10 protein-coding genes are annotated in these 13,971 nt (G+C 69.9%); 8 read left to right on the top strand and 2 right to left on the bottom strand.

What is annotated here, in order from left to right; genetic code table 11:
• Positions 1-111: 111 nt before the first annotated feature.
• Genes carA through recJ form a run of 5 tightly spaced genes read left to right on the top strand, consistent with a single transcriptional unit; the run spans position 112 to position 7,702 of the window.
• Positions 112-1,233, top strand: coding sequence for a glutamine-hydrolyzing carbamoyl-phosphate synthase small subunit (gene carA, locus WCE37_RS04000; protein ID WP_343278243.1), 1,122 nt, complete (start codon positions 112-114; stop codon positions 1,231-1,233).
• On the top strand, positions 1,233-4,478 hold the full coding sequence (gene carB, locus WCE37_RS03995; protein WP_343278242.1) for a carbamoyl-phosphate synthase large subunit: 3,246 nt from the start codon (positions 1,233-1,235) through the stop codon (positions 4,476-4,478). Before carA ends, carB begins: the two co-directional genes overlap by 1 nt.
• 8 nt (positions 4,479-4,486) lie before the next feature.
• A complete protein-coding gene (gene greA, locus WCE37_RS03990) occupies positions 4,487-4,948 on the top strand; it encodes a transcription elongation factor GreA (RefSeq protein WP_343278657.1) in 462 nt (153 codons plus the stop codon).
• 7 nt (positions 4,949-4,955) lie between these two features.
• On the top strand, positions 4,956-5,897 hold the full coding sequence (locus tag WCE37_RS03985; RefSeq protein WP_343278241.1) for a phosphoglycerate mutase: 942 nt from the start codon (positions 4,956-4,958) through the stop codon (positions 5,895-5,897).
• Positions 5,898-5,938: 41 nt separating this feature from the next.
• A complete protein-coding gene (gene recJ, locus WCE37_RS03980) occupies positions 5,939-7,702 on the top strand; it encodes a single-stranded-DNA-specific exonuclease RecJ (RefSeq protein WP_343278656.1) in 1,764 nt (587 codons plus the stop codon).
• Here recJ and WCE37_RS03975 read toward each other — a convergent pair.
• Both WCE37_RS03975 and WCE37_RS03970 read right to left on the bottom strand, forming a co-directional pair.
• Positions 7,657-8,658, bottom strand: coding sequence for a phosphatase PAP2 family protein (locus WCE37_RS03975; RefSeq protein ID WP_343278240.1), 1,002 nt, complete (start codon positions 8,656-8,658; stop codon positions 7,657-7,659). The two genes, recJ and WCE37_RS03975, sit on opposite strands and share 46 nt — an antisense overlap.
• A gap of 66 nt (positions 8,659-8,724) precedes the next feature.
• Positions 8,725-9,954: an acyltransferase gene (locus tag WCE37_RS03970; protein WP_343278239.1), complete on the bottom strand. Its 1,230-nt coding sequence runs from the start codon at positions 9,952-9,954 to the stop codon at positions 8,725-8,727.
• Positions 9,955-10,107: 153 nt separating this feature from the next.
• On the opposite strand from WCE37_RS03970, the gene WCE37_RS03965 reads away from it, so the two are divergent.
• From WCE37_RS03965 to lysS, 3 genes are all read left to right on the top strand, one after another.
• Positions 10,108-11,010, top strand: coding sequence for a LytTR family DNA-binding domain-containing protein (locus WCE37_RS03965; RefSeq protein ID WP_343278238.1), 903 nt, complete (start codon positions 10,108-10,110; stop codon positions 11,008-11,010).
• 63 nt (positions 11,011-11,073) lie between these two features.
• Positions 11,074-12,202, top strand: a protein-coding gene (prfB, locus tag WCE37_RS03960; RefSeq protein WP_343278237.1) for a peptide chain release factor 2 whose coding sequence is annotated in 2 segments (ribosomal slippage) — positions 11,074-11,148 and positions 11,150-12,202 — 1,128 coding nt in all. Because the reading frame shifts where the segments join, the coding sequence is not laid out codon by codon here.
• 171 nt (positions 12,203-12,373) lie between these two features.
• Complete coding sequence (lysS, locus tag WCE37_RS03955; protein ID WP_343278236.1) at positions 12,374-13,900, top strand: lysine--tRNA ligase; 1,527 nt, start codon at positions 12,374-12,376, stop codon at positions 13,898-13,900.
• Positions 13,901-13,971 lie beyond the last annotated feature (71 nt).

The following is a 13,971-nucleotide window of genomic DNA, read 5'->3' as shown; positions in this document are numbered from 1 at the left end:
TGGCGCGGCAGGCCGCGCGCCGGTAACATTCCCGCTCGCCTGAACCACTTGCCTCCGGGCCGGCCAATGCCGGGCCGGTGGCGTCCTGCAACCCCACGTAGGCGACCGCCAGTGACCCCACCCGCAATCCTCGCGCTCGAAGACGGCACGGTCTTCGAAGGCGTTTCCGTCGGCGCGCCCGGCCTTTCCGTTGGCGAGGTCGTGTTCAACACGGCGATGACCGGCTACCAGGAAGTCCTGACCGACCCCTCGTACGCGCGCCAGATCGTCACCCTGACCTATCCGCACATCGGCAACACCGGCTGCACCGCCCAGGACGACGAATCCGGCCAGGTCTGGTCGGCAGGCCTGGTCGTGCGCGACGTTCCGCGCCGCCCCAGCAGCTGGCGCAGCCGCGCCGCGCTTCCCGAGTGGCTGGCCGACCGCGGCGTGGTCGCGATCGCCGGGATCGACACCCGCCGCCTGACCCGCCTGCTGCGCGCGCGCGGCTCGCAGAACGGCGCGGTGATGGCCGGCGAGATCGATATCGACCGTGCCATCGAGGCCGCGCGCAAGTTCCCCGGCCTCAAGGGCATGGACCTGGCCAGCGTGGTCAGCACCGAAAGCCGCTATGAGTGGAGCGAGGGCGACCTCGAGCTCGATGCCGGGACCTTCCGCAAGGTGGCACCGCGCTTCCGCGTCGTGGCCTGGGACTACGGCGTGAAGCGAAACATCCTGCGCATGCTCGCCGACCGCGGCTGCGACGTGACCGTGGTTCCGGCGCGCACCACCGCGGCCGAGGCGCTCGCGCTCAAGCCCGACGGCGTGTTCCTGTCCAACGGCCCCGGTGACCCCGAGCCCTGCGACTACGCGATTGCCGCGATCCGCGAGGTGCTGGCCGCCGGCGTGCCCACCTTCGGCATCTGCCTGGGCCACCAGCTGCTTGCGCTGGCGGTCGGCGCCAGGACGCTGAAGATGGCCAACGGCCACCACGGCGCCAACCACCCGGTGCAGGACCTCGAGTCGGGCAGGGTGATGATCACCTCGCAGAACCACGGCTTCGCGGTCGACGAAGCGACGCTGCCGGCCAACGTCCGCGTCACCCACCGCTCGCTGTTCGACGGCAGCAACCAGGGCATCGCGCTCACCGATGCGCCGGCCTTCAGCTTCCAGGGACACCCCGAGGCCGCTCCCGGCCCGCAGGACGTGACCCCGCTCTTCGACCGATTCGTCGCGCTGATGGAGGCGCACTGATGCCCAGGCGCACCGACCTCAAGACCATCCTCATCATCGGCGCCGGCCCGATCGTCATCGGCCAGGCCTGCGAGTTCGACTACTCCGGCGCCCAGGCCTGCAAGGCCCTGCGCGAGGAGGGCTACCGCGTGGTGCTGGTGAACTCCAACCCGGCCACGATCATGACCGACCCGGAGATGGCCGATGCGGTCTACATCGAGCCGATCACCTGGCAGATGGTCGAGAAAATCATCGCCAAGGAGCGCCCGGACGCGCTGCTGCCGACCATGGGCGGCCAGACCGCGCTCAACTGCGCGCTGGATCTTGCCGACCACGGCGTGCTCGAGAAGTACGGCGTCGAGCTGATCGGCGCGAAGCGCGAGGCCATCATGATGGCCGAGGACCGCGAGCTGTTCCGCGTGGCCATGGGCGAGATCGGCCTGGAGTGCCCGAAGGCCGCGGTCGCGAAGACCTTCGAGCAGGCAGTCGAGATCCAGGCGACCGTCGGCTATCCGACCATCATCCGCCCCAGCTTCACGCTGGGCGGCAGCGGCGGCGGCATCGCATACAACAGGGAAGAGTTCGAGGACATCGTCAAGCGCGGCCTCGAGCTGTCGCCGACCAACGAGGTGCTGGTCGAGGAGTCCGTGCTCGGCTGGAAGGAGTTCGAGATGGAAGTGGTCCGCGACACCGCGGACAACTGCATCATCGTCTGCTCGATCGAGAACCTCGACGCGATGGGCGTGCACACCGGTGACTCGATCACGGTCGCCCCGGCGCAGACCCTCACCGACCGCGAGTACCAGCGCCTGCGCCAGGCCTCGATCGACGTGCTGCGCAAGATCGGCGTCGACACCGGCGGCTCCAACGTCCAGTTCGGCATCAACGCCGAGACCGGGCGCGTGGTGGTGATCGAGATGAACCCGCGCGTGTCGCGCTCCTCGGCGCTGGCGTCCAAGGCCACCGGTTTCCCGATCGCCAAGGTCGCGGCCAAGCTTGCGGTCGGCTACACGCTTGACGAGCTGAAGAACGAGATCACCGGCGGCCTGACCCCGGCCTCGTTCGAGCCGTCGATCGACTACGTGGTCACCAAGATCCCGCGCTTCGCGTTCGAGAAATTCCCGCAGGCGGATTCGCGCCTGACGACGCAGATGAAGTCGGTGGGCGAGGTCATGGCCATGGGCCGCACCTTCCAGGAGTCGCTGCAGAAGGCGCTGCGCGGACTCGAGACCGGCAAGGCCGGACTGGACCCGACCGGCCTGGACCTGGACAGCGAAGAAGGCAAGGCCGCGCTGCGGCGCGAGCTGCGCGAGCCCGGCCCCGATCGCCTGTTCCACGTCGCCGACGCCTTCCGCGCCGGCATGAGCGTGGACGAGGTGTTCACCCTGTCCTGGATCGACCCCTGGTTCCTCGACCAGATCGAAGACATCGTTGCCACCGAGCGCCAGGTCGCGGAAGCCGGCGTTGACGGATTGAGCGCATCGCGTCTTCGCGGCATCAAGCGCATGGGCTTCTCCGACGCCCGCGTGTCGCAGCTCGTCGGCGTCGAAGAGAAGGCCGTGCGCGCGCTGCGCCGTGCCTTCGGCATCAAGCCGGTCTACAAGCGCGTGGACTCCTGCGCCGCCGAGTTCGCCACCACCACCGCCTACCTCTACTCGACCTACGAGGAAGAGTGCGAGGCCGAGCCCACCGACCGCGACAAGATCATCGTGCTCGGCGGCGGTCCCAACCGCATCGGCCAAGGCATCGAGTTCGACTATTGCTGCGTGCACGCCGCGCTTGCACTGCGCGAGGACGGGTACGAGACCATCATGGTCAACTGCAACCCGGAAACGGTCTCGACCGACTTCGACACCTCCGACCGCCTGTACTTCGAGCCGGTGACGCTGGAAGACGTGCTCGAGATCGTCGAGCTGGAGAAGCCCAAGGGCGTGATCGTGCAGTACGGCGGGCAGACGCCGCTGAAGCTTGCGCGCGCGCTCGAGGCCAACGGCGTGCCGATCATCGGCACCTCGCCGGATTCCATCGACCTGGCCGAAGACCGCGAGCGCTTCCAGCACCTGGTCGAAAAGCTCGGCCTGAAGCAGCCACCCAACCGGACCGCGCGCAGCGCCGAGCAGGCCCTGGTGCTGGCACGCGAGATCGGCTATCCGCTGGTCGTGCGTCCGAGCTACGTGCTCGGCGGCCGGGCGATGGAAGTGGTGCACGCCGAAGCCGACCTCGAGCGCTACATGCGCGAGGCGGTCAAGGTGTCCAATGATTCGCCCGTGCTTCTCGACCGCTTCCTCGACAACGCGGTGGAGGTCGACATCGACCTGATCGCCGATACCGATGGCCAGGTGCTGATCGGCGGGGTGATGGAGCACATCGAGGAAGCGGGCGTGCACTCCGGCGATTCGTCGTGTTCCTTGCCGCCGTATTCGCTGTCGGCCGATACCAGGGCCCGCCTGCGCGAGCAGGTCACGGCGATGGCGCGCGCGCTGGGCGTGGTCGGGCTGATGAACACCCAGTTCGCGGTCCAGTCCGACGAGGACGGCAATGACACGATCTTCCTGCTCGAGGTCAATCCGCGCGCTTCGCGCACGGTGCCGTTCGTCTCCAAGGCCACCGGGGTGCCGCTGGCAAAGATCGCCGCGCGCTGCATGGCCGGCCGCACCCTGGCCGACCAGGGCGTGACCGAAGAGGTCGTGCCCGGCTACTACTCGGTCAAGGAAGCGATCTTCCCCTTCGCCAAGTTCCAGGGCGTGGATCCGATCCTGGGCCCGGAAATGCGCTCGACCGGTGAGGTGATGGGCGTGGGCCAGAGTTTCGGCGCCGCATTCGCGCGCGCGCAGGAAGCGGCCGGCATCAAGGCGCCCGCGCCGGGCAAGGCCTTTGTCTCCGTGCGCGACCCGGACAAGCGGCGGCTGTTGCCCGTGGCCCACGAACTCGTGGAACGCGGCTTCAGCCTGGTCGCGACCTCGGGCACGGCCGCCTGGCTGAGCGAGCACGGGGTCGCCTGCGAGCAGGTCAACAAGGTCGCCGAAGGTCGGCCGCACATTGTCGACCTGATCAAGAACGGCGACATCGCCTACATCGTCAACACCACCGAAGGGCGCCAGGCGATCGCGGATTCGTTCTCGATCCGCCGCGAGGCGCTGCAGCAGCGGGTGACCTATTCGACCACCATTGCCGGTGCGAAGGCCTTGCTGCATTCTCTTGAATATCGTGGCAGCGGCCCGGTGTGGGCCCTGCACGAACTGCATGAGGAATTGAAGCGGACATGAGACCACCGATCACGTCGCAGGGAGCGCAGCGGCTGCGCGCGGAGCTGGACGAACTGAAGAGCGTCCAGCGGCCTGCCGTCATCAATTCGATCGCCGAGGCGCGTGCCCACGGCGACCTGAAGGAAAACGCCGAGTACCACGCCGCGCGCGAGCAGCAGGGCTTCATCGAGGGCCGCATCAAGCAGCTCGAGAGCGAGCTCTCGCACGCACAGGTGATCGACGTGTCGACGCTCAAGGTCGGCGACAAGGTCGTGTTCGGCGCCAACGTGCTGCTGGCCGACGAAGAGACCGGTGCGGAAAAGCGCTACCAGATCGTTGGCGACCTCGAGGCCGACATCAAGCTGGGCCTGATCGCGATCTCGTCACCGGTGGCGCGCGCGCTGATCGGCAAGCACGCCGGCGAGGTGGTGACCATCGAGGCGCCCGGCGGCATCAGCGAGTACGAGATCGTCGAGGTCAGCTACGGCTGATCCGGCGATGCCGGCTTCCAGCAGCATCACCCTTCTGCTCCCGGCCGCCGCGCGACTCGGGCGGCAGCGCCTGTCCGCGGCGAGCATGAAGCTGCTCGGCCGCGGCAATCGCGGACCCGATGGCGCGCCCGGGCGTCGTGCCCAGCTGCTCCGGCATTTCCCGCTGCACGGCGAGGGCTGGCCGATCGCGGCGCTGTCGCGGCAGGCCGAGCTTGGCGATGCCGCCGGCTCCGCCTGGCTGCGCGCCGACCCGGTCTGGCTGCGCCCGGACATCAACGGCGTACGCCTGCTTGCGCACGGCGAAGCATTGGCGCTGACGCGCGAGGACTGCGACCAGCTGCTGCCGGCGCTGCGCCCGCTGTTCGGCGACGCCGGTTTCGAACTCGATGCGCCGGATCCGGCGCGCTGGTATCTGCGCCTGCCGAAGGACGCGAAGGTGCCGGAGTTCTCGGATCCCGGCGACGCGCTGGGCGAGGACATCTTCGACCACCTCGACATCAGCCCTGAAGGCCGGCGCTGGCGCAGTCTGGAAAGCGAAGCCCAGGTCACGCTGCACAACCATCCGCTCAATGCGCGGCGGGTGGCGCGCGGCCAGGCGCCCGTGAATGCGCTGTGGTTCTGGGGCGGCGGTCGCTTGCCGGCGGCAAGCGGGAGGGATGGCGCGACCGGCTTCAGCGACGACGACACCGCGCGCGCGCTGGCCGCCGCCAGCGGACGCGGCCAGCCGCTGCCTGCGCGGTTCACCGGCGAGCCCGGGGTCTACGACATCGAGGGCACCCGCGACCTGCAGTGGATCGAACGCGAGTGGTTGCTGCCCGCGCTGGAGGCGCTGCGCGCGGGCCGGATCGGCACGCTGTGCCTGGACGATGGCGATGGCTGGCGCCTCGCGGTGAAGCGCGGACACCTGCTGCGCGTCTGGCGCCGCGCCGCGTCGTGGCCGGGCCGGTGACGACGGTTCGCAGCATCCGGCGCCGGCTGCCGGCGGACGCCATGCCCGGCGATGCCGGGCGCGAGGCCGCTGCATGGCCGGCGGAGATCCCGCCGCTGCTGCGCCGCATCTACGCCGCGCGCGGCGCCCTGGACATCGATTCAGCGCGCCCGCGACTGGCCGACCTGCTGCCGCCCGATGGCCTGCTCGACCTCGAGCGCGCCACCGCGCTGCTGTCGTCGGCAATCAGCGAGGGCCGCCGCATTCTCGTGGTCGGCGATTTCGATGCCGATGGTGCCACCGCCTGTGCCGTCGCCGTGCGCGGCCTGCGCATGCTCGGTGCGCGCGGAGTGCTGCACGCTGTGCCCAACCGGGTGACCCACGGCTATGGCCTGTCGCCGTCGCTGGTGGCCGAGCTGGCGCCTCTGCAGCCGGACCTGCTGGTCACCGTCGACCACGGCATCGCCTGCCACGCGGGCATCGACGCCGCCAAGGCGCTCGGGTGGCAGGTGCTGGTGACCGACCACCACCTGCCGGGCGAGCAGCTGCCGGCGGCGGACGCGATCGTCAATCCGAACCGCAGCGGCGACGGCTTCGCCGGCAAGTCGCTGGCCGGCGTCGGCGTCATTTTCTACGTGCTGCTGGCGCTGCGCGCGCGGATGCGCGCGGAAGGCCGCCTGCAGGGCAAGGGGCCGGATCTCTCGAGCCTGCTGGACCTGGTCGCCGTCGGCACCGTCGCCGACCTCGTGCCCCTGGACGCCAACAACCGCGCGCTGGTTGCCGCGGGCCTGCGGCGACTGCGTGCGGGCCGCGGCTGCGCCGGCCTGGCGGCGCTGGTCGAAGTCGCAGGTCGTACGGCATCGCGCCTGGGCGCCGGCGACATCGGCTACGCGCTCGGCCCGCGCCTCAACGCCGCCGGGCGGCTGGAAGACATGTCGCTGGGGATCGAGTGCCTGCTCTGCGACGATCCGGCGCGCGCGCGTGAACTTGCGCAGCGCCTGGACGCGATCAACCGCGAACGCAGGACCGTGCAGCAGGGCATGCTGGACGAGGCCGAGCGCGCCCTGTCCGTGCAGGCCCTGGACGGGATCGGGCAGGGCGTCGGCGTCGGCGCCGCCATCTGCGCCTACGACGCCGGCTGGCATCCCGGCGTGGTCGGCCTGGTCGCATCCAGGCTGAAGGAACGCCTGCACCGGCCCGTGGTCGCCTTCGCGCCGGCGGAGCCGGGCGCAAGCGCACTGCGAGGGTCGGCGCGCTCGATCCCCGGCTTCCACGTGCGTGATGCGCTGGCCGCCGTCGACGCGCGCCACCCCGGCCTGATCGAGCGTTTCGGCGGGCATGCGATGGCGGCCGGGCTCAGCCTGGACGCGCGCAACCTGGGCGCGTTCAAAGCGGCCTTCCTTGCCCATGCCGAAGCCACCCTCGACGCCGCCACCCTCGAGGCGACCATCGACAGCGACGGGGCGCTGGCGCCCGCCGAGTTCGACCGTGCCCACGCCGAGGCGCTGCGCGACGGCGGACCCTGGGGCCAGGGCTTCCCCGAGCCCCTGTTCGACGGTGAATTCGAAGTGCTCGAGTGGCGCGTGGTCGGCGAACGCCACCTCAAGCTGGGCCTGCGCTGCGAAGGTGCGCGGACGCCGCTTGCGGCGATCCATTTCGGTGGCTGGCGCAACGAGCCGCCGCCGTCGCGCCTGCACCTTGCCTACCGGCTTGCGCCCGACGACTACCGCGGCGGCGACGCGATCCAGCTGATCGTGGAACACGCCACCGCCGCCGGGGATCAGCCCGCGGCCGTGCCCGCCGTCGCGGCCGCCGCCGGGCGGTAGAGCCGCAGCGCGCGCAGCAGCGCCACCGCGCCGATGAGCACCGCGACGTAGCCGCCTGCGATCGAAACGAATGCTGCGGGATGCCGGGCCGGCCAGCCGCCGGCGGCATAGACGATTTCCAGCAGCGAAAGGATTCCGTAGGCCAGCGCCAGCGCGATCAACACGCGCGCCACCCGCACGGCCGCGGGTCCGGCGTCGTCGGGGAAGCCTGCGCGCATCAGCACGCCCATACAGAGCAGCGTGCCGGCCACGCCGCCGGCATGCCCGGGATCGAGCCACGGCACGAAGCCGCTGGCAAGCCCCAGGCCCCCGGCCCCGGTGAGGCCGAGCAACCAGGTCCGCCACGCGCCCGGGTCGCGCGCCTCAAGCCTGCGCACGAACGCCGCGGCCAGCAGCGCGGCAGCCACGCCCACCACCAGCCCGCCGAGCACGTCGGCAAGGAAATGCCGGCCCAGGTACATCCGGGAGATGCCCATCAGCAGCGGCCAGGCGACCACCAGTCCCCAGGCCCATGCCCGCCGGGCGCGCATCAGCAGCGCCATGGCGAGCACGAAGGCGGTGGCGGCACTGGTGTGCCCGCTGACGAAACCGAAGCTGGCGTCGGGCCGGGCGCGGGCCGCGGCGATGGCCGCCGGCGAAGGCAGCGCCCAGAAGCCGTCCGCGGCGCCGTCGCCCACCAGGTGCCTTCCGGCCTCGCCTTCGTCGAGGATCCGCGCGTCCACCTCGCTGGGCCGCGGCAGCCCGAAGCCGTGCTTGGCGGCGTCGGTCGCCACCACCACGAGCATCAGCGCCAGCAGCACCCCGAGTCCCGGACGCAGGCGCGCGCCGAACAGCAAGGCGAGGGTGGCCGGCACGTAGATCCAGTTATCGCCGAGCCTGCTGATCGCGTGCATGCACCAGGCGAACCAGGGCGCGCTCAGTCCCTGCAGCCAGAGGATCGGGTCGGCTTCGAACATTCGGGTTTTCCGGGACGGCCCGACGGCGGGCGCCGGAAGCTTACGCTGCCGCGCGTGCAGCGGCGGCTACCCCGGGTACGAGTCCAGCCTGGAGTCGCTGGCAGATGGTCGCGGTTCGAGCGCCGTTTCGCGCCGGGGCTTCAGGCCGAACAGGGGGCGTAGCCAGCGCACGCGCCGAATGAGGCATTCGTGCAGCAGCAGGCAGCCGGCGACCGTTCCCGCGATCACGACCACCGGCTCCAGCCAGGAATGCGGCGCCAGCGCCGGGGCCACCAAGGCCAGCGGCACGATCAGGCTCTGGTGGAGGATGTACCAGGGGTACACCGCTTCGCTGGCGTACGGCAGCCAGCGGAACGGCCGGTCCAGGAGCGCCCGTGCCCAGCCGAAGATCGCCAGCAGCGCCGTCCACGAATACAGCGCCCGCGCCATGCGTTCGACCATGGCCCAGTCCACGTGCAGCGCCCACGCCGGGATGTCGCCGGGCTGCAGGCTGCGCCCCGCCGCGCGCAGCCCCAGCTCGATCGTGATCGCGCCGAGGGCCAGTGCCAGCATCCGGCCGCGCGCCGCCTGCACCCGCTCCCGGAATTGCGGCTCGCATGCCACCAGCCAGCCGACCAGGAAGAAGGCGAAGTACTTCGCGTGGGCGTACCAGTCGCCCGCCAGGGCATGGGTTTCGGGAAACCGGGGCATCAGCCACCACAGGCAGGCGAAGAGCCACGCGGCCGGGACCAGCACGCAGCAGGCGGCGCTGCGACTGCAGACCCATGCGCCGAGGCGGCCGGCGCCCGCCGTGCCCGCGACGCGGGCCAGGACCAGCACCAGCGCCGTGTAGGTCCAGGCGTAGGCCAGGTACCACAGGTGGTTCCAGGTCACGCCGTGCTGCGCGCCGCTCCAGCCGCCGCCGGGCCACGGCCGCAGCTGCAGGTAGCGCATGAGGAAGGGGCCGAAGCCCGGCGCGATCGTGCCGTTCGACAATGCTTCGCAGTAGGCCTGGACCGGCACGATGGCGAGCATGCCGAACGCCAGCGGCAGCAGCAGCCGCCAACTCCGCGAGCCCATCAGCGGCCGGGCCGGGCGGGCGGCCATCGCCAGGCCCAGGGCCATGCCCGAGATCATGAACAGCAGCGGCATCCGCCAGCGGTTCACCGCGATCATGGGCCACTGCAGCCAGTGCGCCTGCTGCCCGGCCTTGACGTGGTAACCCCAGTCGGCAACGTAGACCATGCCCACGTGGTAGGCGATCAGCAGGCCGAAGGCGATCACCCTGAGGGCATCGATGTCGTGGCGTCGCGTCATGTTCCGGGCACCTTTCGGAGAGGGGCGATTCCACCCCGGAAACGAGAAGGCGACCAGCCGGAAGTGCCGCAACGACACGCCCCGGGGACGAAATGACCGGTGGCGGGGATGAACCGTGGCCGGCTGCAGGGGAGCGACAATTACAATCGCGGAATGCATGACGACAGGGGACGCGCCGCCGCGCGCGAACGGGATTTCTGGAACAGGCACCTGGCGTGGAGGCGTCCGCTCGAGATTGCCGCGTGGGTGCTGGTGTTCGGCTTCGGCGCCATCGCCAACACGGCCGTCGCGCTGATCGATGCCGATCGCCACGGTCGGGTGCTCGAGGCCTGGCAGCCGGCGGTCTGGGAAGCCAGCAGCGCGATCGCGTCGCTGCTCCTCCTGCCGCTCCTGCTGTGGCTGTGCGAGCGCTGGCCGCTGCACGTCGATACCTGGATGCGGCGCCTGCCCGGCTACCTGGCGGCGAGCCTCATCTGGTCGCTGCTGCACGTGGCCGGGATGGTGCTGATGCGCATGCTCGCCCATGCGGCCATGGGCGACCGGTACGGCTTCGACTGGGCCGTGGAAATGCCGTACGAGTACCTGAAGGACGTCCGCACCTTCGCCTCCATCGTGTTCGTCGCGCACGGGTACAGCTGGCTGTGGCGACGGCTGCAGGGCGAGGTGCGCATGCTCGCCGAGCCCGACCCTGGCGTCCCCGGGCCCGCAGCGGGGCGGCCCGAGCGCTTCCTGGTCCGCAAGCTGGGTCGCGATTTCCTGGTGGCCGCCGCCGATGTCGAGTGGCTGCAGGCCGCGGGCAACTACGTGAACCTGCACGTGGCCGGGCGCGACTACCCGCTGCGCAGCACGATGGCCGACATCGAGGCGAAGCTGGATCCGGCCCGCTTCGCGCGCATCCACCGGAGCTACATCGTGAGGCTCGACCTGGTCGCCTCCATCGAGCCACTCGACACCGGCGACGCCCGCTTGCACCTGGCCGATGGCACGGTGCTGCCTTGCAGCCGCCGCCATCGCGAAGCGCTCCGCGCGCGGCTTGCCCCAGCGGCACGATCCTGAGCGCCAGCAGGGAGCACGCCGGAATTGCTAGAATCCGCCTCTTTCCATGCGGATCCACAGCACATGATGGAGCTCAATCCCGTCCGCCAGCGCATCGCCGACCTCAAGGGTCGGCTGGATGCGCTGAGGGGGTTTCTTTGACTACGACACCAAGCGCGAGCGGCTCGAGGAAGTAGAGCGCGAGCTCGAGAATCCCGATATCTGGAACGACCCCGAGCGAGCGCAGGCCCTGGGGCGCGAACGTTCGCTGCTCGACAAGACCGTCAACGGCATCCGCGACCTGACCGAGGGCCTGGTGGGCGCCGCCGAACTGCTTGACATGGCCGATGCCGAAAGCGACGAGGAGACCGCGCAGGCGGTCGAGGCCGACGTCGAAAGTCTCAGCGGCCAGGTGGAGAAGCTGGAGTTCCAGCGCATGTTCTCCGGGCAGATGGATTCGGCCAACGCCTTCCTCGACATCCAGGCCGGCGCCGGCGGCACCGAGGCCCAGGACTGGGCCGAGATCCTGCTGCGCATGTACCTGCGCTGGGCGGAGAACCGCGGCTGGAAGGCCGAGATCATGGAGGCCAGCGGCGGCGACGTCGCCGGCATCAAGTCGGCCACGGTGCGCATCGAGGGCGAGTACGCCTATGGCTGGCTGAAGACCGAGATCGGCGTCCATCGGCTGGTGCGGAAGTCGCCCTTCGACTCCGACAACCGCCGCCATACCAGCTTCACCTCGGTGTTCGTGTCGCCGGAAGTCGACGACGACATCGACATCCAGATCAATCCCGCCGACCTGCGGACCGACGTCTACCGCTCGTCCGGCGCCGGTGGCCAGCACGTCAACAAGACCGAGTCGGCGGTGCGCATCACCCACATCCCGACCAATACCGTGGTCGCCTGCCAGAACGGGCGCAGCCAGCACCAGAACCGCGATACCGCGATGAAGATGCTGGCCGCCAAGCTCTACGAACTCGAAGTGCAGAAGCGCAACGTCGAGAAGGATGCGCTGGAAGCCACCAAGTCCGACATCGGCTGGGGCAGCCAGATCCGCAACTACGTGCTCGACCAGAGCCGGATCAAGGACCTGCGCACCGGCATCGAGCGTTCGGATACGCAGAACGTGCTGGACGGCGACCTGGATGAATTCATCGAGGCCAGCCTGAAATCCGGGCTGGAGGCGGGTTCAAAGCGGCTGGATGCGATTTGATCGCACAGGCCATCGCGCAGCCATGGCTGCTCCCACAGGAGCGCCGCCACGCCAGGTGCACCTCCCTTGACGGGCCGTTTGCCTTTGCGGGAGCGGCTACAGCCGCGAATGTTCCACCCGATGCACACTGATCGTCACCTTCGTTCCTGAAGCCCAATGCCAGAGACCACCATGACCACCCCCGCACAGCCGCCGCCGCCCGCTGACGAAAACAGCCTCATCGCCGAGCGTCGCGGCAAGCTGGCCACGCTGCGCGGGCAGGGCGTCGCGTTCCCGAACGACTTCCGGCGCACCGACCACGCCGGCGACCTCCAGGATGAGTACGCCGATGCCGAGGCATGGAGCGCCGAGGCGCTGCAGGAAACCGGCCGGCGCGTGGCCGTGGCCGGGCGCATGCTCGCCAAGCGGGTCATGGGCAAGGCCGCGTTCGTGCAGCTGCAGGACGTCAGCGGTGGCATCCAGCTGTTCCTGCAGGCCAACACGCTGGGCGAGACCTACGACGCGTTCAAGTCCTGGGACGTGGGTGACATCATCGCCGCCGAAGGCGGGCTCACGCGTACCCGCACGGGCGAGCTTTCGGTCAAGGTCGATTCACTGCGCCTGCTGACCAAGTCGCTGCGCCCGCTCCCGGACAAGTGGCACGGCCTGGCCGATGTCGAGCAGCGCTACCGCCAGCGCTACGTCGACCTGATCGTGAATCCCGACGCGCGCGATGTGTTCGTGGTGCGTTCGAAGGTGATCGCCGCGATGCGCCGCTGGCTCGATGCGCGCCGCTTCCTGGAAGTGGAGACGCCGATGATGCATTACATCGCCGGCGGTGCCACGGCGCGCCCGTTCACCACCCACCACAACGCCCTCGACCTCGAGCTCTACCTGCGCGTGGCGCCGGAGCTCTACCTGAAGCGGCTGGTGGTGGGCGGCTTCGAGCGCGTCTACGAGATCAACCGCAACTTCCGTAACGAGGGCGTCAGCACCCGGCACAACCCCGAGTTCACGATGCTCGAGCTGTATGAAGCCTATGCCAGCTACATCGAGGTCATGGATCTGACCGAAGGCATGATCCGCGACGTGGCGCAGGAGTCGACCGGCGCCACGCGCTTCGACTGGGACGGCCACGACATCGACCTGGCGCCGGCGTTCCGCCGCTGGAAGATGCAGGATGCGGTGCGCGAACTGAATCCGGACATCAGCGCCGCCGACTGCCGCGACCGCGACGCGCTCGCCGCCCATTGCCAGCGCCTGAAGGTGTCGGTCAAGCCGTCCTGGGGCTGGGGCAAGCTGCTCCTGGAGATCTTCGAGGCGACGGTCGAGGACGGGCTGGTGCAGCCGACCTTCATCACCCACTACCCGGTGGAGGTCTCGCCGCTGGCGCGCGAGTCCGACTCGGAGCCAGGCATCACCGACCGCTTCGAGCTGTTCATCGGCGGCAAGGAGCTGGCCAACGGCTTCTCCGAGCTCAACGACCCCGAGGACCAGGCCGCGCGCTTCCGCGCCCAGGTCGAAGCCAAGGCCGGCGGAGATGACGAGGCCATGCACTACGACGCCGACTACATCCGCGCGCTCGAAGTGGGCATGCCGCCCACCGGCGGGCTGGGCGTCGGCATCGATCGCCTGGTGATGCTGCTCACCGGCTCGTCGTCGATCCGGGACGTGCTGCTGTTCCCCTACATGCGCCCCAGCGGCACGGCGCCCGGGTGACCAGGAAGGGCAGCAAGTGCCCGATTTCCGCCGGTTCTGTCGTACTCTCGGATGTTGGCCCCCCAGAACGG

The sequence above is a fragment of the Luteimonas sp. MJ250 genome (assembly GCF_039548455.1).
Taxonomy (GTDB): domain Bacteria; phylum Pseudomonadota; class Gammaproteobacteria; order Xanthomonadales; family Xanthomonadaceae; genus Luteimonas.
This window is presented reverse-complemented; position numbering and strand designations above follow the sequence as displayed.